This is a genomic window from Pseudomonas sp. IT-P258 (assembly GCF_949767825.1).
Lineage (GTDB): Bacteria > Pseudomonadota > Gammaproteobacteria > Pseudomonadales > Pseudomonadaceae > Aquipseudomonas > Aquipseudomonas monachiensis.
Genome location: NZ_CATKPU010000087.1, coordinates 245135 through 266285 on the forward strand (window position 1 = coordinate 245135; position 21151 = coordinate 266285).

Here is a 21151-nt window from a genome sequence, read left to right on the forward strand (position 1 = left end):
CCTGAATGCGCGTGGCAAAAGGATTGTTGGGGTTGCTGTTGGCGATGCCGCTGTTGGCTTCGGCCGAAGAGATTGGTCAGGTGTCGACGGTGTTCAAGTTCGTCGGGCCGAATGACCGGATCGTGGTCGAGGCCTTTGATGATCCCAAGGTCGATGGTGTGACCTGCTATCTGTCGCGCGCCAAGACCGGTGGGGTGAAGGGGGGTCTTGGTTTGGCCGAGGATCGTGCCGAAGCGTCTATCGCTTGTCGGCAGGTCGGGCCTATCAGCTTCAAGGGTGAGCTCAAGGATGGCGACGAGGTGTTCAAGGAGCGCACGTCCCTGGTGTTCAAGACCATGCAGGTGGTGCGTTTCCTCGACAAGAAGCGTAATACGCTGGTGTATCTGGTGTACAGCGATCGCCTGATCGAGGGCAGTCCGCAGAATGCGGTGACGGCGATTCCGATTTTGCCGTGGGCCCACACTCAGTAATTTCACACAATCAGAGCTGTGGGGGCGAGCAGGCTCGCTCCCACATTTTTTTGCGTCGAATTCACTGAATCGCAGGCAATAAAAAACCGACCCTGAGGTCGGTTTTTTAATGAACGAGTCGCTTAGGCAGCAGCGGCAACGTTCAGGGCCTTAACGTGGCCATTCAAACGGCTCTTATGGCGAGCAGCCTTGTTCTTGTGGATGATGCCTTTATCGGCCATACGGTCGATAACTGGCACAGCCAGAACGTATGCAGCTTGAGCTTTTTCAGCGTCTTTTGCGTCGATGGCCTTAACTACATTCTTGATGTAGGTACGAACCATGGAACGCAGGCTGGCGTTGTGGCTGCGACGCTTCTCAGCCTGTTTTGCACGTTTTTTGGCGGAAGGTGAGTTGGCCACCGTCGAGCTCCTCGAAAGACTTTTTAGGAAATAGCAAACAAAATAGGCCGCGAATCATGCCGATGAGTTGAGGTCTTGTCAAGGGCGGTTGAGACGTTCCGCTAAGTGGTAGGTGAAGCAAGCTTGGAGATTTCTTTCCAGCGTGCGACCTGTAAACTCGCGAGCTTTGGCTCTGTGCTGTTGCGGCGCGGAGTATCGCATAAGTAGGCGCGTAGTTCGCCTGCTGTTTATCGACAGGCACAAACTCTTTCCATGAATCTGCTCAAATCGTTGGCCGCCGTCAGCTCTATCACGATGCTTTCCCGGGTTCTGGGGTTTGTTCGCGACACCCTCATTGCGCGAACATTTGGCGCGGGAATGGCTACCGACGCCTTCTTTATCGCCTTCAAATTGCCCAATCTGTTGCGGCGGATCTTTGCCGAAGGGGCGTTTTCCCAGGCATTCGTGCCGATTCTTGCGGAATACAAAAGCCAGAAGGGTGAAGAGGCGACCCGCACATTCATTGCCTATGTCTCGGGCCTGCTGACGCTGGTACTGGCGCTGGTCACGGTGTTGGGCATGATCGCCGCGCCGTGGGTCATCTGGGTCACTGCGCCGGGTTTTACCGATACCCCGGAAAAATTCGAGCTCACTTCCAGCCTGTTGCGGGTGACCTTTCCCTACATATTGCTGATTTCCCTGTCGTCGCTGGCGGGCGCGATCCTCAACACCTGGAACCGTTTTTCGGTCCCGGCATTCGTGCCGACGCTGCTCAACGTCAGCATGATTATTTTTGCGTTGTTCCTCACGCCGTACTTCGATCCGCCCGTAATGGCGCTCGGCTGGGCGGTTCTGGCAGGTGGCCTGGCGCAGTTGCTCTACCAGCTGCCGCACCTGAAAAAAATCGGCATGCTGGTGCTGCCGCGCCTGAGCCTGCGCGACACCGGCGTCTGGCGCGTAATGAAGCAGATGCTGCCAGCCATCCTCGGTGTCTCGGTGAGTCAGATCTCGCTGATCATCAACACCATCTTCGCTTCGTTCCTGGTTGCCGGGTCCGTGTCCTGGATGTACTACGCCGACCGCTTGATGGAACTGCCTTCCGGCGTGCTGGGCGTGGCGTTGGGGACGATTCTGTTGCCGACCCTGGCCAAGACCTACGCCAGCAAGGATCGTCACGAATACTCGCGCATCCTCGATTGGGGCCTGCGCCTATGCTTCGTGCTGGTATTGCCTTGCGCCCTGGCGCTGGGGATTCTGGCCGAGCCGTTGACGGTTTCGCTGTTCCAGTACGGTCAGTTCGATGCCCATGATGCGGAGATGACCCAGCGCGCGTTGATCGCCTATTCCGTCGGTTTGCTCGGGATTATCGTGATCAAAGTGCTGGCGCCGGGCTTTTATGCGCAACAAAACATCCGCACGCCGGTAAAAATCGCGATTTTCACCCTGGTGGTCACCCAGCTGTTCAACCTGATGTTGATCGGACCGCTGGCCCACGCCGGCCTGGCTCTGGCTATCAGCGCTGGTGCCTGCTTGAATGCGGGGTTGCTGTTCTATCAACTGCGCAAGCAGCAGATGTACCAGCCACAACCGGGCTGGGCGAAGTTCGGCTTGAAACTGGTGATCGCGGTATCGGTGATGTCGGGCGTATTGCTGGCCGGGATGCATTTCATGCCGGCCTGGGGCGAGGGGCAGATGCTTGAGCGTTTCCTGCGCCTGGGTGCCTTGGTCGTTGCCGGTGTGGTGGCTTATTTCGGCATGTTAGTGTTGATGGGCTTTCGTTTGCGCGACTTCAATCGCAAGGCGCTGGGCTGAGGTTCTGGCCTCGATAAACACGGGCGAGCCGGCGGTTTTGTCGGCTTGATCACTTTGGGTTACGGTGTTGCCTGTCGTCGGCCGCCGGGTGTGGTTATAATCGACCACTTTATGAGCAAGAAGCGCGTTATGCAGCTGGTTCGAGGCCTCCACAATCTGCGCCCCCAGCATCGGGGCTGTGTCGCCACTATTGGCAACTTTGACGGTGTTCACCGTGGCCACCAGGCTATCCTGGCGCGCCTGCGTGAGCGTGCGCTCGAGTTGGGCGTGCCCAGCTGCGTGGTGATTTTCGAGCCGCAGCCGCGGGAGTTCTTCGCTCCGGACACCGCGCCGGCCCGTCTGGCCCGCCTGCGGGACAAGCTGCAATTGTTGGCCGCCGAAGGCGTCGACCGTGTGCTTTGCCTGGCTTTCAACCAGCGCCTGAGCAAGCTCAGTGCCAGTGAATTCGTCGATACCATTCTGGTGGATGGCCTTGGCGTGCAGCATCTGGAGGTCGGTGACGACTTCCGTTTCGGCTGTGACCGCGCGGGAGATTTCGATTTCCTGCTACAGGCAGGCACCCTTCAGGGTTTTACCGTCGAAGCGGCACAAACCGTCGAACTCGATGGCATCCGGGTCAGCAGCACGCAAGTTCGAAATGCCCTGGCCGCCGCGGATTTCGCCCTGGCCGAACGCCTGCTCGGGCGGCCGTACCGGATCGCCGGTCGCGTATTGCATGGCCAGAAGCTGGCCCGGCAGTTGGGTACGCCCACTGCCAATATTCAACTCAAGCGCCGTCGCGTGCCGCTCACCGGGGTTTACCTGGTGGATGTCGAGATCGACGGCAAGACCTGGCCCGGCGTCGCCAACATTGGCGTGCGGCCCACGGTTCAAGGTGATGGCAAAGCCCACCTGGAAGTGCATCTTTTAGATTTTGCCGGCGATCTGTATGACCGGCGTTTAACGGTGGTTTTCCACCACAAGCTGCGCGAAGAGCAGCGTTTCGCCTCTCTGGAGGCGTTGAAAACGGCGATCAACGCGGATGTCGCCGCCGCCCGTGCACTAGCCGCACCTAGCGCCCATCGCTAATGAAGAGCCTTAAATGACCGACTATAAAGCCACGCTAAACCTTCCGGACACCGCCTTCCCAATGAAGGCCGGCCTGCCACAGCGCGAACCGCAGATCCTGCAGCGCTGGGACAGTATTGGCCTGTACGGAAAGTTGCGCGAGATTGGCAAGGATCGTCCGAAGTTCGTATTGCACGACGGCCCTCCGTACGCCAACGGCTCGATTCACATCGGTCATGCGCTGAACAAGATTCTCAAGGACATGATCATCCGTTCGAAGACCCTGTCGGGCTTCGACGCGCCTTATGTTCCGGGCTGGGACTGCCACGGCCTGCCGATCGAGCACAAGGTCGAAGTGACCCACGGCAAGAACCTGGGCGCGGACAAGACCCGCGAACTGTGCCGGGCCTACGCCACCGAGCAGATCGAAGGGCAGAAGTCCGAGTTCATCCGTCTCGGCGTGCTGGGCGACTTCGCCAACCCGTACAAGACCATGGACTTCAAGAACGAGGCCGGTGAAATCCGTGCCTTGGCCGAAATCGTCAAGGGTGGTTTCGTGTTCAAGGGCCTGAAGCCTGTGAACTGGTGTTTCGACTGCGGTTCGGCCCTGGCCGAAGCGGAAGTCGAGTACGAGAACAAGAAGTCCTCGACCATCGACGTGGCGTTCCCGATTGCCGATGAAGCCCAACTGGCTGCCGCCTTCGGCCTGCCATCGCTGGCCAAGCCTGCCTCGATCGTGATCTGGACCACCACCCCGTGGACCATCCCGGCCAACCAGGCGTTGAACGTTCACCCGGAATTCAACTACGCCCTGGTCGACGTCGGCGACAAGCTGCTGGTACTGGCTGAAGAGCTGGTCGAGTCGTGCCTGGCGCGCTACTCGCTGGAAGGTTCGGTCATTGCGACCACCACCGGTAAAGCGCTGGAGCTGATCAACTTCCGTCACCCGTTCTACGACCGTCTGTCGCCAGTTTACCTGGCCGACTACGTTGAACTGGGCGCCGGCACCGGTGTGGTTCACTCCGCTCCGGCCTACGGTGTGGACGACTTCGTGACCTGCAAGAAGTACGGCATGGTCAACGATGACATCCTCAATCCGGTCCAAAGCAACGGCGTGTACGCGACCTCGCTGGAATTCTTCGGCGGCCAGTTCATCTGGAAGGCCAACCCGGCCATCGTCGACAAGCTGACCGAAGTCGGTGCGCTGCTGCACACCACTATTATCGAACACAGCTACATGCACTGCTGGCGCCACAAGACCCCACTGATCTACCGCGCCACCGCGCAGTGGTTCATCGGTATGGACAAGCAGCCGACCACCGGCGACACCCTGCGTCAGCGCTCGCTCAAAGCCATCGAAGAAACACAGTTCGTTCCGGCCTGGGGTCAGGCGCGCCTGCACTCGATGATCGCCAACCGCCCGGACTGGTGCATTTCCCGCCAGCGCAACTGGGGCGTGCCGATCCCGTTCTTCCTGAACAAGGAAAGCGGCGAGCTGCACCCACGTACCGTCGAGCTGATGGAAATCGTGGCCAAGCGCGTTGAAGTCGAAGGCATCGAGGCCTGGTTCAAGCTGGACGCCGCCGAGTTGCTGGGCGATGAAGCGCCGCAGTACGACAAGATCAGCGACACCCTGGACGTCTGGTTCGACTCGGGCACCACGCACTGGCACGTCCTGCGCGGTTCGCACCCGATGGGCCACGAAACCGGCCCGCGCGCCGACCTGTACCTGGAAGGTTCGGACCAACACCGTGGCTGGTTCCACTCGTCGCTGCTGACCGGTTGCGCCATCGATAATCACGCGCCGTATCGCGAGCTGCTGACCCACGGCTTCACCGTCGACGAGTCCGGCCGCAAGATGTCCAAGTCCCTGGGCAACGTGATTGCTCCGCAGAAAGTCAACGACACCCTGGGCGCCGACATTATGCGTCTGTGGGTCGCTTCGACCGACTACTCGGGCGAAATGGCGGTTTCCGAGCAGATCCTGCAACGCAGTGCGGACGCCTACCGGCGTATCCGTAATACCGCGCGCTTCCTGCTTTCGAACCTGACCGGCTTCAACCCGGCCACCGACCTGCTGCCGGCCGAAGAAATGCTGGCTCTGGACCGTTGGGCCGTGGACCGTACCCTGCTGCTGCAGCGCGAGCTGCAAGAGCACTACGGCGAATACCGCTTCTGGAACGTGTACTCGAAGATCCACAACTTCTGCGTGCAGGAACTGGGCGGCTTCTACCTCGACATCATCAAGGACCGTCAGTACACCACTGGCGCGAACAGCAAGGCCCGCCGTTCGGCGCAAACCGCGCTGTTTCACATCTGCGAAGCGCTGGTTCGCTGGATTGCACCGATCCTGGCCTTCACCGCTGACGAGCTGTGGCAATACCTGCCGGGTGAGCGTAACGAGTCGGTGATGCTCAACACCTGGTACGAAGGCCTGACCGAATTGCCGGAAGGCTTCGAACTGGGTCGCGCGTATTGGGACCGGATCATGGCCGTGAAGGTTGCGGTCAACAAGGAAATGGAAATCCAGCGTGCCGCCAAGGCCGTCGGTGGCAACCTGCAGGCCGAAGTGACGCTGTTCGCCGAAGACGCACTGATCGCCGACCTGGCCAAACTGAGCAACGAACTGCGCTTCGTACTGATCACTTCGACCGCTGCTGTTGCACCGCTGGTGCAAGCACCGGCCGATGCCGTGGTCACCGAAGTCAGCGGCCTGAAGCTGAAGATCGTCAAGTCGAGCCACGCCAAGTGCGCTCGTTGCTGGCACTGCCGTGAAGACGTCGGCGTGAACCCGGAGCACCCGGAAATCTGCGGCCGTTGCGTCGACAACATCAGCGGCGCTGGCGAGGTCCGTCATTATGCCTAATGCCGTTGGCCGTTTCGGACGGCTGAGCTGGCTTTGGTTGAGTCTGCTGGTCCTGGTCATCGACCAGGCCAGCAAGTTCTACTTTGAAGGCAAGCTCGAGATGTATCAGCAAATCGTGGTGATTCCCGATTTGTTCAGCTGGACCCTGGCCTACAACACTGGCGCGGCGTTCAGCTTCCTGGCTGACAGCTCCGGCTGGCAGCGCTGGCTGTTCGCGTTGATCGCTATCGTGGTCAGTGCGGTGCTGGTGGTGTGGCTCAAGCGTCTGGGCCGCAACGAGACCTGGCTGGCGGTTGCGCTGGCACTGGTGCTCGGTGGCGCGCTGGGCAATCTGTATGACCGCATTGCCCTGGGCCATGTGATCGATTTCATTCTGGTGCATTGGCAGAACCGCTGGCACTTCCCGGCGTTCAACTTTGCCGACAGTGCCATTACTGTTGGTGCTGTCATGCTGGCACTGGATATGTTCAAAAGTAAAAAGACCGGAGAAACCGTTCATGACTGAACAGGTATTGGCTGAACAACGCATCGGCCAGAACACGGAAGTCACCTTGCATTTCGCATTGCGCCTGGAGAACGGCGACACGGTGGACAGCACTTTCGACAAGGCCCCGGCGACCTTCAAGGTCGGTGATGGCAACCTGTTGCCAGGTTTCGAAGCGGCGCTGTTCGGTTTCAAGGCCGGTGACAAGCGTACGCTGAGCATCGAGCCGGAAAACGCTTTCGGCCAGCCGAACCCGCAAAACGTGCAGATCATCCCGCGCTCCCAGTTCCAGGACATGGAACTGTCGCCTGGTTTGCTGGTGATCTTCAACGATGCGGCCAATACTGAATTGCCGGGCGTGGTCAAAGAGTTCGATGACGCGCAAGTGACCATCGACTTCAACCACCCGCTGGCGGGCAAGACCTTGACCTTTGACGTGGAAATCATTTCCGTCAAAGCGCTGTAACTGACCGGACACGGTCAAAAATGTGGGAGCGGGCTTGCTCGCTCCCACAGTTAGTTTCTACAGTTTTCGCTATTTCTTGCGCGCAAGACACGAGGCACAGCATGCAAATCAAACTCGCCAACCCCCGTGGCTTCTGCGCCGGTGTGGACCGTGCGATCGAAATCGTCAACCGCGCCCTGGAAGTCTTCGGGCCGCCGATCTATGTGCGCCACGAAGTGGTCCACAACAAATTTGTCGTCGAGGACCTGCGCTCCCGTGGAGCGATCTTCGTTGAAGAACTGGATCAGGTGCCGGACGACGTCATCGTGATCTTCAGTGCCCACGGCGTTTCCCAGGCCGTGCGCAGCGAAGCGGCTGGTCGTGGGCTGAAAGTGTTCGACGCCACGTGCCCGCTGGTGACCAAAGTCCACATCGAAGTGGCGCGCTACAGCCGTGACGGCCGAGAGTGCATTCTGATCGGCCACGCCGGTCACCCGGAAGTCGAAGGCACCATGGGCCAGTACGATGGCGGCAATGGCGGCGCGATCTACCTGGTCGAAGACGAGAAGGATGTCGCGGCGTTGCAGGTGAACAACCCTGAAAAGCTCGCCTTCGTGACCCAGACCACGCTGTCGATGGACGATACCAGTCGTGTTATCGACGCCCTGCGTTCACGCTTTCCGGCCATCGGTGGACCGCGCAAGGACGACATTTGCTACGCCACGCAAAACCGTCAGGATGCGGTCAAGCAACTGGCGGACGAGTGCGACGTGGTGCTGGTGGTCGGCAGCCCGAACAGCTCCAACTCCAATCGCTTGCGCGAATTGGCAGAACGCATGTCCACTCCTGCCTACCTGATCGACGGTGCCGAAGACCTGCAAAAGAGCTGGTTCGACGGCGTTGAGCGTATCGGTATCACCGCCGGTGCATCCGCCCCGGAAGTCCTGGTGCGCGGCGTGATCCAGCAGTTGCAGGCCTGGGGTGCAACCGGTGCCGATGAACTGGCCGGTCGCGAGGAAAACATCACGTTCTCGATGCCTAAAGAACTGCGCGTTCGCTCGTTGACCTGAATGTTCTCCTTTTTTCGCATAACGGATGCTCAGCCTTGTCGCTGCGCAGGCTGACGCGACCGGTCCGAGCCAGCACCACTTGATGTTGGCTCACCGGTTCGCGAACGGCGCAAATGTGTAAAGTCCCTCCTAACAGTGACTCGCCCTGACCTCTGAACCGTATGGAGCTTTCGACCGTACTGTTCCCCACAATCGACACGCGTGGGCCGCTCTGGCGTTCGGTCAGTAGTGGATTGTCGCTGTCCATTTCCCCTTTGCCGCTGATATCCAGAATGATCCGCCAGCCTTGGCCCCAGTCGCCATTGATGCCGTGAATCACCACGGCCTGGTTGCGGGTGATGGCTTCGCTCCGGGCGGTACGAATACCGCTGGACAGAGCCTGTGCCGCTTGCTGTCTTTGGTTCGATTCGATCAGCGTTGCGAACGCCGGACTGACCAAATGCAGAACAATTCCTGTAATTGCCAGTCCCATGAGCAGTTCGATCAGGCTGAAGCCTTGTTGCCGCATGACATCTCCCTCCGTGGCGTGCTGTGGCTCGCGCAATCCCTGCGCGAGAAATGGCAACGCAAACGCACCGCATCGCTCGAATGTGGTGCCGCGCAAGAGCAGGTATAGCCGAAGGAAACAGAAGGCCCCGATGGATCATCCTACAAAAGGTTTCACGCTGATCGAGTTGCTGGTCGCGATCGCGATCCTTCTGATTCTGCTGACTCTGGCTGTGCCGGCGTTTACCCGCTCGACGCAAACAACCAGGGCTGATACTGAAATCGCTGACCTGCGACGAGCCTTGAATTTTGCCCGGTTAGAAGCCATCGATCGGGGCAATACCACACGGGTGCGCCCGACGGCCGGCGGGGATGTCTGGAGCGGGGAGCTGACGATTTACGACGGTACTGGCGCTTTGGCCAATGTATTGCGGGTTGTTCCGGCGATGAGCGGCGGCGCAACTCTGGCGCTAACCTCTGGCATCACTGCCATCGATTTCAACAGTATGGGCGGATTGTCATCACCGTCCTCAGAGGTGGTGATCAGCTATGGGCGGGGCACACAAAGCAGGACGCTGACGGTGTGTTTGAACGGACGAATTCTAATGGGTGGAAGTTGCGGATGAGGGCCGGGAGGCAAAGAGCGCAGGAGGGTATGACGCTGGTCGAAGTCCTGGTGGCGTTAGTCATTCTGGGAGTGGGCTTGCTGGGGGCGGCGGCGTTTCAGCTCAATGCGCTGAAGTACACGGACAGCGCGCGCATGACCAGTCAGGCCAGTTTTATCGCCTACGACCTGATGGACCGCATTCGCGCCAATGCCGCAGCGGATTACACCATTGCGCCGCCGACTTCGGGCAACCCCGACGTTACCCGGGATCAGGACCTGTTTGACTTCAACACCAACATCGTCAGTTCACTCGGGGCCTCCGCGACGGGCAGTGTCACTGTCAGCCAGAAGGTGTACACCATCACGATTACCTGGGACGACTCGCGGGCTGCGAAGGCTGCCGACTCGCGGCGCAATTTCGTCCTGAGCAGTCGCGCGGACATTGATCCGACGGTGATCCCGTGAGTCGGCGCAGCAGGGGTTTTAGCCTGGTCGAGTTGCTGATCGCCCTGGCATTGAGCCTGATCGTGGTGCTGGGCGTGGTGCAGGTTTTCATCGCAGCCAAGAACACTTATCTCAGCCAGAACGCGGCCGCGAACATGCAGGAGGACGCACGTTTTGTGTTGAGCAAAATGATTCAGGAAGTCCGCATGGTCGGGATGTTCGGTTGTCTGGAAACGATCACCGATTCAAGTCAGAAAGGTGATTTCCATGCCAGTCAGCTAGCACCGATCCGTTGGGACAGCGGCGGCCGTAAGTTGACGCTGGTTACGGCGGATGTCGGCGTTAATGGTGACAAGCCGGACTGGACCGTACTTTCCGATTGTCGAACCCATTCGACGGCCTACAGTGAAGGTCGGAAGCCAGTGGCAGGGCAGCTGGCATTTCCGATCCGGCGGCTGACTTATAGCTACAGCAACGACCAACTGCTGATGAAGAGCGGGGCTGCAGCACCACAGGTGCTGGTGGATAACGTCAGCGCTTTTGACGTGAGCTTCGGCCTGGCCAGCACGGCCACTGATCTGGCAGCTTCGCGTTACAGCAGCAACCCGCCGGACCCCGCGCTGATTCGTAGTGTTCGCCTGAGCCTGACTCTCTTCGATCCGAACCACCGGGTGGCCGATCAAACCTTCAACGTGGTTGCCGCCCTGCGCAACCGCTTGCCATGAGGGAGTGCCAATGAATCGTGCTCCCAAGACGTATTTCGCCCAACGCGGCATGGCCCTGTTGGTCAGCCTGGTGTTCTTGCTCTTGCTGACGTTGATTGGTCTTTCATCGATGCAGAGCGCCACCCTGCAGGAAAAAATGGCCGCTAGCGTCGCCTTGCGCAACCAGTCGTTCCAGAGTGCCGAAGCCGCATTGCGGGTCGGCGAGGGTACGGTGCAGCGGGACAGTTATGCGCTGCCTGTTTGCAGCGGCATCGTGCAATGTGCACCACCGTCCGAGTCTTCGACAATTACCGCTGCCGGTTTCAACGCCTCTTCCGGCGTGACCTGGATTGCATCGGACAAGGGTTTTTATGGCGTGCAAAACATCGGTATCAGCCAAAATGCGGTGAATGTGCCAATCAATACCCCGGCAACCTTGTATCGGGTAACGGCAGTCGGCATCGCGGGGCACTCGCGCAGTGTGGTGGAGAGCATCTATGCGAAGTACTGAGCGACCTGCCAGGTTATGGTCGCAACTATTTGTTGTCGTCGCGCTTGACCTGTCGATGTCGGCGCACGCTGCCACATCAGTGGATTCGCCAGCGCTGAACCGGCCAACCTGTCTGGCCAATGGCAACTGGTACGGTTTTTATCACAGCAATCAGGGGTTGAAGGCCGTCTGCCTGAAGCTGCCCGCTGCGATCAGCGTTAAGATGCTCGACAGCAACGCCGATGGAGTGGTCGACAACAGCGACACACTATCCGATGGCGTGATCTTTATCGGAGAACATTCGACCCGGGACGCCAGCGACAACGGCGGGGTCGTGAACGATTCCACTGGCGACGGTACTGCGGGGATGGAAAAATCCGGCGGCAGCCGTCGCATCATGTGGCGACAAATACAGTGAGTGAGAGTTGATGCATGCGTAGTTCCAACCGCGGTTTTACCCTGATCGAAATCATGATCGTAATTGCGATCATCGGTATTGTCATGACCATTGCTGCCCCGAGTCTCACCGAATACATGAACAAGGGCCGTCGCGCAGAAGCAGCCGGTCTGCTCTCGGAGCAGGCGCAACTCCTGGAGCGCTTCTACTCGCAGAAAAATGCCTACACCGATGCGACGGGCCTCAGTGTCGGCAATGATTACTACAGCATCACACCGACCCTGACCGACCAGACCTTTCTGCTGACGGCGGTGCGCAAGGCTGATTCGAGCATGGCCACTGACAAGTGCGGTGATCTGACCATCACCAACACCGGTGTGCTCGGTATGGTCAACGCGGAATCCGGCCTGACCAGCAAAGACTGCTGGGGGCGCTGAGTTTTTTTTCGGGTGCCTTTTGTACCCTCTGTCTATTTAACGATTGGATCAGAACATGACCAGGCAACAGCAAGTGGTGATTGTCGGCGGCGGGGTGATTGGTTTGCTGACGGCGTTCAATCTCGCCTCCGAAGTGCAAAGCGTTGTGCTGCTGGATCGCTCGAGCGTCGGCCAGGAATCGTCCTGGGCCGGTGGCGGCATCGTTTCGCCGCTTTACCCGTGGCGCTACAGCCCGGCGGTCACCGCATTGGCTCACTGGTCCCAGGACTTTTATCCACAGCTGGGCGAGCGCTTGTTTGCCGCCACTGGGGTTGATCCTGAAGTGCACACCACCGGTCTGTACTGGCTGGATCTGGATGACGAGGCTGAAGCCCTGGCATGGGCCGCCCGGGAAAATCGCCCGCTCAGCGCGGTGGATATATCGGCCGCACACGACGCCGTGCCGGTGCTGGGCAGTGGTTTTGCCCGGGCGATCTACATGGCCGACGTCGCCAACGTGCGCAACCCGCGTCTGGTGAAGTCACTCAAGGCCGCATTGCTGGCACTGCCGAACGTGACGATCCATGAGCAGTGCGAAGTCAGCGGGTTTGTTCGTGACGGCAACAAAGTGGTCGGCGTGCAGACCTCCACAGGTACTGTCCCGGGCGATCAAGTTGTCCTGACGGCGGGGGCCTGGAGCGGTGATTTGCTCAAGCTGCTTGATCTGACGCTGCCGGTCGAGCCGGTGAAAGGGCAGATGATTCTCTACAAGTGTGCGGCGGATTTCCTGCCGAGCATGGTCCTGGCCAAGGGCCGTTATGCGATTCCCCGGCGCGACGGGCACATACTGATCGGCAGTACGTTGGAGCATGAGGGCTATGACAAGACGCCGACCGGGTCGGCACTGGAAAGCCTGAAGGCGTCCGCGGTGGAATTGATCCCGGCACTGGCCAATGCCGAAGTGGTGGGGCATTGGGCCGGATTGCGTCCGGGATCACCCGAGGGCATTCCTTACATCGGCCCGGTGCCGGGGTTTGACGGGCTCTGGCTCAACTGCGGGCACTACCGTAACGGGCTGGTGCTGGCGCCGGCGTCATGCCAGCTGTTTGCCGATGTGATGCTGGGCCGGGCACCGATTATCGATCCGGCGCCTTATGCGCCTGCCGGAAGACTTTGACAAGATCGCAGCCTGCGGCAGCTCCTACAGTAGGCACGCTCTCATGTAGGAGCTGCCGAAGGCTGCGATCTTTTTAAAGCCTCAATCCAATCCCAACTTCTTGAGCCTGTAGCGCATCGACCTGAATGACAGGTTCAACCGCTGGGCCGCCGCCGTGCGGTTCCAGCGGGTTTCCTCCAGGGCCTGGAGCAGCAGTTGGCGTTCGACGTTTTCCAGGTAGGCTTCCAGGTTGTCGATCCGGGTCAGGTCTGGCACGCCAACTTCAGCCCCACAGTTGCCTTCAGCCAAGCGCAGGTCACCGGCTTCAATCTGTTTGTTCTCACACAAGGTGTGTGCCCGTTCGAGCATGTTTTCCAGTTCCCGCACATTGCCCGGGAAGCGATAGCTTTTCAGTGCATCGAGGGCCTGGGGGTGGAGTCTCGCCGCAGGTTGAGCGGTATCGGCAGCCAGACGCTTGAGAATGTGGCTAGCTAGCATTTCGATATCGTCGCGACGTTCACGCAAGGGCGGCACCCGGAGTTCGATTACGTTCAAGCGGTAGTAAAGATCATGACGAAAACGTCCGGCGGCGACTTCGGCACCAAGGTCTTTGTGCGTGGCGCAGAGAATGCGCACATCCACAGCCACTTCCTGCTGCCCGCCGACGCTGCGTACGGATTTCTCCTGAATTGCGCGCAGCAGTTTGACTTGCATGGCCAGCGGCAGGTCGGCCACTTCGTCAAGGAGCAGGGTGCCACTGTGGGCTGTCTGGAACAGGCCGGGTTTGTCTTCGATGGCACCGCTGAAACTGCCTTTGCGATGGCCGAAAAACTCGCTCTCCAACAGCTCCGAGGGAATCGCCGCGCAGTTGATCGCAATGAACGGCTGATGGGCGCGGGGGCTTTGATCGTGGATCAGGCGCGCGACCAACTCCTTGCCGCTGCCGGACTCTCCGCTGATGTAGACCGTCGCATGGCTGCTGGCCAGTTTGGTGATGTGCTTGCGCAGGTTGCGCATGGGCAATGAATCGCCCAGCAAGCGTCGTTCGATGCCGACCCCGTGGGCAGGAACCAGCAGGGCGTTGGTGACCAGTTCACGCAGGCGCGCAAGGTCCACCGGTTTGGTCAGGAAGTCGAAGGCCCCGGCCTTGAGCACATTGATCGCGTTTTCGAGGCTGTCATAGGCGGTGATCATCGCCACCTGGACCTGGGGGTGGCGTTGCTGGATGTGTTGCACCAACTCCAGGCCGGTGCCGTCCGGCAATTGCATGTCGGTCAGGCATAGATCGAAGGTTTCGCGTTTGAGCAGGGATTGCGCTTCGCCAACGTTGCGGGCGTTGAACGTCTCCAGATTCATCCTGCCCAAGGTGATTTCCAGGAGTTCTCGAATGTCCGGTTCGTCATCGACGATCAGGACTTTTTGTCGTGGTCTGGTGTTCAATGTGGGGTTCGTCCGTGTGCATAGGTCCTGCAAAAGCAGCCGCTTTCCTGGCGTACCTTGAAGTCTAGGCGGGACAAAATGCTTTCGCCCGGCTGGCCGGACAGATTAAACCCCAGGCCCTTGGTATGGCGGGCTGGGGCTTCATTTTCGAGTATTTCCAGTGATTTCAGGTCGAGCCGTAGCGGAGGGATTTGCACGCGGCGCTGTAGGTGCAGGACGTTTTCGATTACCCGGTTCATTCGCACAGAGAGGTCTTGAATAATCTGCGTCAGACGTCGATCAACACCTTTCAGTTCCTTGGGTACGCGCGATAGTCCTTGAACGGTTGCCATTTCTGCTCAAGTGTCAGTGACCACTGGAGCCCTTGCCTTGCTCGAGATGAGCCTGGCTGCAATACCATTGCTGGTCGAGGCTCAGCGCGCGGTCACGGGGCAGGTGAACGCCGCAATGGGCACAACGGACCATGGGCGCCGCTTCCCGCTCGGCAGGGGGCTTGGGGGTGGAGGCCTGCCCCTTGAACTTGCGCCAGAACCATACTGCAGCGGCAATCAGGGCAATCCAGAACAATAAACGAAGCATGGTGAGCTGCTTTTTGATTGATGAAGCGGCAGTTTAGCCAAGGACTTGGCAGGCGCACAGTGTAATAAAGTGCTTGAAATAAAAAAGGGAGACTCGAAAGTCTCCCTTTTTGCACAACCTGGGGTGTCAGTCGAACACACCGAGGGTCATGTAGCTGAACCACGAACGGTCGTCGTTGTTGCCTTGCGCTTCGTGATTTTCTTCTTCGATCACATCGCCTTCGGCATCTTTAGGCTTGAGCTCGCTCGGGATGGCGTCCTTGGCTTCCTGGAATTGCTTCTGTACGTCCTGGTTGGCGCGGGTTTCACCCGGCGGCAGCGGCGGACGGGATTCGATCAGGCCCAGGGTCGCCTTGCTCAGCCACGAACGGTTGTCGGCTTCGGCCACGGTCGGTACGAACTGACCATCTACCAGTGTCGGGTGGTTCGGGTAGTTGAGCTTCAGGGTTTCCAGGCTGGTGGCAGCCAGTTCGTCCAGGTGCATGCGCTGGTAGGCCTCGGTCATCACCGCCAGGCCGTCGCCGACCGAAGGGGTTTCCTGGAAGTTTTCCACCACGTAACGACCGCGGTTCGCGGCGGCGACATAAGCCTGACGGGTCAGGTAGTAGTCGGCCACGTGAATTTCATAGGCTGCCAACAGGTTGCGCAGATAGATCATGCGCTGCTTGGCGTCTGGCGCGTAGCGGCTGTTCGGGAAGCGGCTGGTCAGCTGGGCGAACTCGTTATAGGAGTCGCGGGCGGCGCCCGGGTCACGCTTGGTCATGTCCAGCGGCAGGAAACGCGCCAGCAGGCCGACGTCCTGGTCGAAAGAAGTCAGGCCCTTGAGGTAGTAGGCATAATCGACGTTCGGATGCTGTGGGTGCAGGCGAATGAAGCGTTCAGCAGCGGACTTGGCCGCTTCTGGCTCGGTGTTCTTGTAGTTGGCGTAGATGAGTTCGAGTTGCGCCTGATCGGCATAGCGACCGAACGGATAACGCGATTCCAGAGCCTTCAGCTTGGCGATGGCGCTGGTGTAGCTGCTATTGTCCAGGTCGGCTTGAGCCTGTTGGTACAGCTCGACTTCACTGAGGTTTTCGTCTACGACTTCCTTCGATGAGCAAGCAGCGGTCAATGCGAGGATGGCGATCAGCAGCAGGTGTTTCACTTGCATGGCGGCTTGCGTCCCTATGACGGCCGCTGTCTTGGGCGTGGCCGTCCTGTTATGATGAGCGCCCCGTTGAATAGCCTCGGGGCAAAAGACGCCGTATTTAACCACAAGCGCGCAGCCGAAACCAAAGGCTGTGCCGACGCCTAGTCTGAGCATGTCCGATAAAATTGAACTTCGCGCAGAGGTGCCGTCCGAATTGGGCGGCCAACGCCTCGATCAAGTCGCCGCACAATTATTCGCTGAGCACTCGCGCTCGCGCCTTTCCGCCTGGATCAAAGACGGCCGCCTGACTGTGGATGGGGCGGTTATCCGCCCGCGAGACATCGTCCACGGCGGCGCCATCCTTGAGCTGACTGCCGAGCAGGAAGCTCAGGGCGAATGGGTCGCTCAAGACATAGCCCTGGATATCGTCTATGAAGACGACGACATCCTGGTGATCAACAAGCCTGCGGGCCTGGTGGTGCACCCGGCTGCCGGTCATGCCGACGGCACCTTGCTCAACGCCTTGCTGCACCACGTGCCGGACATCATCAATGTGCCCCGCGCCGGTATCGTGCATCGCCTGGACAAGGACACCACCGGTCTGATGGTGGTGGCCAAGACCATTCAAGCGCAGACGCAGCTGGTTACACAGTTGCAGAGCCGCAGCGTCAGCCGGATCTACGAGTGCATCGTGATCGGGGTGGTGACAGCCGGTGGCAAGATCAATGCGCCGATCGGTCGCCACGGCCAGCAACGCCAGCGCATGGCCGTGATGGAAGGTGGCAAGCAAGCCGTCAGCCATTACCGCGTGCTCGAGCGCTTCCGCTCCCACACTCACGTGCGGGTGAAGCTGGAAACCGGTCGTACGCACCAGATTCGCGTGCACATGGCGCACATCAACTACCCGTTGGTCGGAGATCCTGCCTACGGCGGTCGTTTCCGTATCCCGCCGGCCGCCAACCCGACCATGGTCGAGTCGCTGAAAAATTTCCCGCGTCAGGCGCTGCATGCGCGTTTCCTGGAACTGGATCATCCGACCACCGGTCAGCGCATGAGCTGGGAATCGCCGTTGCCGGAGGATTTCGTCTGGTTGCTGACCCTGCTCAAGCAAGACCGCGAGGCGTTCATCGGATGAGTGACTGGCTGATTCCTGACTGGCCCGCGCCGGCCGGAGTCAAAGCCTGCGTCACCACCCGTGCGGGCGGCGTCAGTCTGGCGCCGTTCGACAGCCTCAACCTCGGCGATCACGTCGACGACAGCCCTGTAGCTGTTGCCGAGAATCGTCGTCGTCTTACCGATCATTTCTCCATTCAACCGGCCTGGTTGCAGCAGGTTCACGGCATCGTCGTGGCCCATGCCGATCCTGACCGGGTGGATACGGCTGATGCCAGCTGGACATCAACGCCGGGCGTCGCCTGCGCTGCGATGACCGCCGATTGCCTGCCTGCGCTGTTTTGCGACCGTGCCGGCACCCGCGTTGCTGCAGCCCATGCCGGTTGGCGCGGGTTGGCGGCGGGCGTGCTGGAAGCCACCCTCGACAGTCTGGCGGTGCCACCGGCCGAAGTATTGGTCTGGCTCGGCCCGGCCATCGGCCCGCAAGCCTTTGAAGTCGGCCCGGAAGTGCGCGAAACCTTCGTGCAGCAGTTGCCGCAAGCGGCTGAAGCCTTCGTGCCGAGTCAAAACCCCGGCAAGTTCATGGCCGACATCTATAGGCTGGCGCGTCTGCGCCTGGCCGCTCGTGGCGTCACCGCTGTCTACGGTGGAGGTTTCTGCACCGTGACCGACCCACGTTTCTTTTCCTACCGCTGTGCCCCTCGCACCGGTCGCTTTGCCTCCCTGATCTGGCTCGCCCGCTAAGCTTCTCTGATCTGCATCAATGTCTTGATGCTTGAAACTCCCAGAATCGACCGCATCTATAACGGTATCTGGCAGGTTTCTTCATTCAGGATGTTTTATAGGTCCGGCCTGCTCAAAAGGAAGGTGACCCATGCGTATAGACCGTTTAACCAGCAAATTGCAGTTAGCGTTGTCCGATGCCCAATCCCTGGCTGTCGGCCTTGATCATCCGGCCATCGAGCCGGCGCACTTGATGCAGGCCTTGCTCGAACAGCAGGGCGGCTCGATCAAGCCTCTGTTGATGCAGGTGGGCTTTGACGTCAACAGCCTGCGTAAAGAGCTGACCAAAGAGCTCGACCAGCTCCCAAAAATCCAGAACCCGACCGGCGACGTGAACATGTCGCAGGATCTGGCGCGCCTGCTCAACCAGGCCGACCGCCTGGCCCAGCAGAAGGGCGACCAGTTCATCTCCAGTGAGCTGGTGCTGCTCGCCGCCATGGACGAGAACAGCAAGCTCGGCAAGCTGTTGCTCGGTCAGGGCGTGAGCAAGAAAGCCCTGGAGAACGCGATCAACAACCTGCGTGGTGGCGAGGCCGTCAACGACCCGAACCACGAAGAAGCGCGACAGGCCCTGGACAAATACACCGTCGACCTGACCAAGCGAGCCGAAGACGGCAAGCTTGATCCGGTGATCGGCCGTGACGATGAAATTCGTCGGACCATCCAGGTGCTGCAACGTCGCACCAAGAACAACCCGGTGCTGATCGGTGAGCCTGGCGTGGGTAAAACCGCGATCGCCGAAGGCCTGGCCCAGCGCATCATCAACGGCGAAGTGCCGGATGGTTTGAAGGGCAAGCGCCTGTTGTCCCTGGACATGGGGGCGCTGATCGCCGGTGCCAAGTATCGCGGTGAGTTCGAAGAACGCCTGAAATCCCTGCTCAATGAACTGTCGAAGCAGGAAGGGCAGATCATCCTGTTCATCGACGAACTGCACACCATGGTCGGCGCCGGTAAGGGCGAAGGCTCGATGGATGCGGGCAACATGCTTAAGCCGGCCCTGGCCCGCGGTGAGCTGCACTGTGTCGGTGCGACCACGCTCAACGAGTACCGCCAATATATAGAGAAGGACGCCGCTCTCGAGCGACGTTTCCAGAAAGTACTGGTGGACGAGCCGAGTGAGGAAGACACCATCGCTATCCTGCGTGGCCTCAAGGAGCGTTATGAGGTGCACCACAAGGTGGCGATTACCGACGGCGCGATCATTGCCGCAGCCAAGCTCAGCCATCGCTACATCACTGACCGGCAGTTGCCGGACAAGGCCATCGACCTGATCGATGAGGCCGCCAGTCGCATCCGCATGGAGATCGACTCCAAGCCGGAAGTGCTGGACCGTCTGGAGCGTCGCCTGATTCAGCTGAAGGTGGAGTCCCAGGCGCTGAAGAAAGAAAGCGACGACGCGGCGAAGAAGCGTCTGGAGAAACTGCAGGAAGAAATCGCTCGTCATGAGCGTGAGTACTCGGATCTCGAAGAAATCTGGAACTCGGAAAAAGCCGAAGTCCAGGGTTCTGCGCAGATCCAGCAGAAAATCGAGCAGTCCCGTCAGGAATTGGAAACCGCTCGCCGCAAAGGCGACCTGAACCGCATGGCCGAGTTGCAGTACGGGGTGATCCCGGATCTGGAGCGTAGCCTGCAAATGGTCGACCAGCATGGCAAACCCGAAAACCAGTTGCTGCGCAGCAAGGTGACTGAAGAAGAGATCGCCGAAGTCGTGTCGAAGTGGACCGGTATTCCGGTGTCGAAGATGCTCGAAGGCGAGCGCGACAAGCTTATGAAGATGGAAAGCCTGTTGCACCAGCGTGTGATCGGTCAGGACGAAGCGGTGGTGGCGGTTTCCAACGCGGTACGGCGTTCCCGTGCCGGGTTGTCCGACCCTAATCGCCCAAGCGGCTCGTTCATGTTCCTCGGCCCGACCGGTGTCGGTAAAACCGAGCTGTGCAAGGCATTGGCCGAATTCCTCTTTGACACCGAAGAGGCGATGGTGCGGATCGACATGTCCGAGTTCATGGAGAAACATTCCGTGGCTCGCTTGATCGGTGCGCCACCAGGCTACGTGGGCTACGAAGAGGGCGGTTACCTGACCGAGGCCGTACGTCGCAAACCGTATTCGGTGATCCTCATGGACGAAGTCGAGAAGGCGCACCCGGATGTGTTCAACATCTTGTTGCAAGTGCTCGAGGATGGTCGTCTGACCGACAGCCATGGCCGCACGGTGGATTTCAAGAACACCGTGATTGTCATGACCTCCAACCTGGGGTCGGTACAGATCCAGGAGCTGGTCGGTGACCGTGAGGCGCAGCGCGCGGCGGTGATGGATGCGATTTCCAGCCACTTCCGGCCGGAGTTCATCAACCGGGTCGACGAAGTGGTGATCTTCGAGCCGTTGGCGCGGGATCAGATCGCCGGCATTACCGAGATCCAGCTGGGTCGCCTGCGCAGCCGCCTGACCGAGCGCGAGCTGAAGCTTGAGCTCAGCCCGGAAGCCATGGACAAGCTGATCGCGGTCGGCTACGACCCGGTGTACGGCGCACGGCCGCTCAAGCGCGCCATCCAGCGCTGGATCGAGAACCCGCTGGCGCAGTTGATACTGTCCGGTCGATTCATGCCGGGCGATACCGCTCACGGTGTGGTGGAGAACGACGAAATCGTCTTCGTCTGATCCATAACGGCAGCAAAATCGAAAAGGCCTCGCATAACGAGGCCTTTTTTTCGTTAGGCTGTTGAACTCAAAGGAAAAGGCTTGTAAAGTGCGCCCCGCAGTAAGTCACCCGCCAGGGTTTCCGCTCCCCAAGCAGGAATCCAAAATAAGTTGCAAATCATTAACTTGAAAGCAATTT

22 protein-coding genes and 1 pseudogene are annotated in these 21151 nt (G+C 59.6%); 17 read left to right on the forward strand and 6 right to left on the reverse strand.

Features of this window, described 5'->3' with window-relative positions; translation table 11 throughout:
• Window positions 1–5 precede the first annotated feature (5 nt).
• Window positions 6–470 carry a CreA family protein gene (locus ACM6G4_RS25550; RefSeq protein WP_056728707.1) on the forward strand — a complete coding sequence of 155 codons (465 nt, stop codon included), beginning with the start codon at window positions 6–8 and terminating at the stop codon, window positions 468–470.
• A gap of 122 nt (window positions 471–592) precedes the next feature.
• On the opposite strand, the gene rpsT is transcribed toward ACM6G4_RS25550, so the two are convergent.
• A complete protein-coding gene (gene rpsT, locus ACM6G4_RS25555) occupies window positions 593–871 on the reverse strand; it encodes a 30S ribosomal protein S20 (protein ID WP_020798646.1) in 279 nt (92 codons plus the stop codon).
• Between the two features lie 252 nt (window positions 872–1123).
• Here rpsT and murJ point away from each other — a divergent pair, with 252 nt between their 5' ends.
• From murJ to ispH, 6 genes are all read left to right on the forward strand, one after another.
• A complete protein-coding gene (gene murJ, locus ACM6G4_RS25560) occupies window positions 1124–2662 on the forward strand; it encodes a murein biosynthesis integral membrane protein MurJ (RefSeq protein WP_414914864.1) in 1539 nt (512 codons plus the stop codon).
• Window positions 2663–2791: 129 nt separating this feature from the next.
• Window positions 2792–3730, forward strand: a complete 939-nt coding sequence (gene ribF / locus ACM6G4_RS25565) for a bifunctional riboflavin kinase/FAD synthetase (RefSeq protein WP_056728703.1) — start codon at window positions 2792–2794, stop codon at window positions 3728–3730.
• 13 nt (window positions 3731–3743) lie between these two features.
• Window positions 3744–6575, forward strand: coding sequence for an isoleucine--tRNA ligase (gene ileS / locus ACM6G4_RS25570; RefSeq protein WP_414914865.1), 2832 nt, complete (start codon window positions 3744–3746; stop codon window positions 6573–6575).
• Window positions 6568–7080, forward strand: a complete 513-nt coding sequence (gene lspA / locus ACM6G4_RS25575) for a signal peptidase II (protein WP_056728699.1) — start codon at window positions 6568–6570, stop codon at window positions 7078–7080. The genes ileS and lspA overlap by 8 nt, the downstream gene beginning before the upstream one ends.
• 7 nt (window positions 7081–7087) lie before the next feature.
• Window positions 7088–7525, forward strand: coding sequence for an FKBP-type peptidyl-prolyl cis-trans isomerase (fkpB, locus tag ACM6G4_RS25580; protein ID WP_172435403.1), 438 nt, complete (start codon window positions 7088–7090; stop codon window positions 7523–7525).
• 101 nt (window positions 7526–7626) lie between these two features.
• Window positions 7627–8574, forward strand: coding sequence for a 4-hydroxy-3-methylbut-2-enyl diphosphate reductase (gene ispH / locus ACM6G4_RS25585; protein ID WP_056728697.1), 948 nt, complete (start codon window positions 7627–7629; stop codon window positions 8572–8574).
• Here the strand turns inward: ispH and ACM6G4_RS25590 are convergent.
• Window positions 8543–9082, reverse strand: coding sequence for a GspH/FimT family protein (locus ACM6G4_RS25590; RefSeq protein WP_056728695.1), 540 nt, complete (start codon window positions 9080–9082; stop codon window positions 8543–8545). The genes ispH and ACM6G4_RS25590 overlap by 32 nt on opposite strands.
• A 130-nt stretch (window positions 9083–9212) precedes the next feature.
• On the opposite strand from ACM6G4_RS25590, the gene ACM6G4_RS25595 reads away from it, so the two are divergent.
• Genes ACM6G4_RS25595 through thiO form a run of 7 tightly spaced genes read left to right on the forward strand, consistent with a single transcriptional unit; the run spans window position 9213 to window position 13295 of the window.
• Window positions 9213–9686 carry a GspH/FimT family protein gene (locus ACM6G4_RS25595; RefSeq protein ID WP_056728693.1) on the forward strand — a complete coding sequence of 158 codons (474 nt, stop codon included), beginning with the start codon at window positions 9213–9215 and terminating at the stop codon, window positions 9684–9686.
• Window positions 9683–10132, forward strand: a complete 450-nt coding sequence (pilV, locus tag ACM6G4_RS25600) for a type IV pilus modification protein PilV (protein WP_056728691.1) — start codon at window positions 9683–9685, stop codon at window positions 10130–10132. The genes ACM6G4_RS25595 and pilV overlap by 4 nt, the downstream gene beginning before the upstream one ends.
• Window positions 10129–10836 carry a PilW family protein gene (locus ACM6G4_RS25605; protein ID WP_056728689.1) on the forward strand — a complete coding sequence of 236 codons (708 nt, stop codon included), beginning with the start codon at window positions 10129–10131 and terminating at the stop codon, window positions 10834–10836. The genes pilV and ACM6G4_RS25605 overlap by 4 nt, the downstream gene beginning before the upstream one ends.
• 10 nt (window positions 10837–10846) lie before the next feature.
• Window positions 10847–11326 carry a PilX N-terminal domain-containing pilus assembly protein gene (locus ACM6G4_RS25610; protein WP_056728687.1) on the forward strand — a complete coding sequence of 160 codons (480 nt, stop codon included), beginning with the start codon at window positions 10847–10849 and terminating at the stop codon, window positions 11324–11326.
• Complete coding sequence (locus ACM6G4_RS25615) at window positions 11313–11723, forward strand: hypothetical protein (protein ID WP_414914866.1); 411 nt, start codon at window positions 11313–11315, stop codon at window positions 11721–11723. Before ACM6G4_RS25610 ends, ACM6G4_RS25615 begins: the two co-directional genes overlap by 14 nt.
• Before the next feature lie 14 nt (window positions 11724–11737).
• The gene (locus tag ACM6G4_RS25620; RefSeq protein WP_414914867.1) at window positions 11738–12139 is read left to right on the forward strand and encodes a type IV pilin protein; all 402 of its coding nucleotides are present in this window, start codon (window positions 11738–11740) and stop codon (window positions 12137–12139) included.
• Between the two features lie 55 nt (window positions 12140–12194).
• On the forward strand, window positions 12195–13295 hold the full coding sequence (thiO, locus tag ACM6G4_RS25625) for a glycine oxidase ThiO (RefSeq protein WP_056728681.1): 1101 nt from the start codon (window positions 12195–12197) through the stop codon (window positions 13293–13295).
• An 81-nt stretch (window positions 13296–13376) separates the two neighbouring features.
• Here thiO and ACM6G4_RS25630 read toward each other — a convergent pair whose 3' ends face one another.
• From ACM6G4_RS25630 to ACM6G4_RS25645, 4 genes and pseudogenes are all read right to left on the reverse strand, one after another.
• A complete protein-coding gene (locus tag ACM6G4_RS25630; protein WP_056728679.1) occupies window positions 13377–14714 on the reverse strand; it encodes a sigma-54-dependent transcriptional regulator in 1338 nt (445 codons plus the stop codon).
• A pseudogene (locus ACM6G4_RS25635) lies at window positions 14711–15013 on the reverse strand (hypothetical protein); the annotation flags it as partial. The gene ACM6G4_RS25630 and the pseudogene ACM6G4_RS25635, both read right to left, overlap by 4 nt.
• A gap of 46 nt (window positions 15014–15059) precedes the next feature.
• The gene (locus ACM6G4_RS25640; protein ID WP_056728677.1) at window positions 15060–15293 is read right to left on the reverse strand and encodes a PP0621 family protein; all 234 of its coding nucleotides are present in this window, start codon (window positions 15291–15293) and stop codon (window positions 15060–15062) included.
• A gap of 126 nt (window positions 15294–15419) precedes the next feature.
• Window positions 15420–16442: an outer membrane protein assembly factor BamD gene (locus tag ACM6G4_RS25645; RefSeq protein ID WP_056728675.1), complete on the reverse strand. Its 1023-nt coding sequence runs from the start codon at window positions 16440–16442 to the stop codon at window positions 15420–15422.
• 151 nt (window positions 16443–16593) lie between these two features.
• Between ACM6G4_RS25645 and rluD the strand changes: the two genes are divergently transcribed.
• The 3 genes from rluD (at window position 16594) to clpB (ending at window position 20973) form a co-directional block, all read left to right on the forward strand.
• Window positions 16594–17556 carry a 23S rRNA pseudouridine(1911/1915/1917) synthase RluD gene (gene rluD / locus ACM6G4_RS25650; RefSeq protein ID WP_008052092.1) on the forward strand — a complete coding sequence of 321 codons (963 nt, stop codon included), beginning with the start codon at window positions 16594–16596 and terminating at the stop codon, window positions 17554–17556.
• Complete coding sequence (gene pgeF, locus ACM6G4_RS25655; protein ID WP_414914868.1) at window positions 17553–18278, forward strand: peptidoglycan editing factor PgeF; 726 nt, start codon at window positions 17553–17555, stop codon at window positions 18276–18278. Before rluD ends, pgeF begins: the two co-directional genes overlap by 4 nt.
• A 130-nt stretch (window positions 18279–18408) precedes the next feature.
• On the forward strand, window positions 18409–20973 hold the full coding sequence (clpB, locus tag ACM6G4_RS25660) for an ATP-dependent chaperone ClpB (RefSeq protein ID WP_223541988.1): 2565 nt from the start codon (window positions 18409–18411) through the stop codon (window positions 20971–20973).
• Window positions 20974–21151 lie beyond the last annotated feature (178 nt).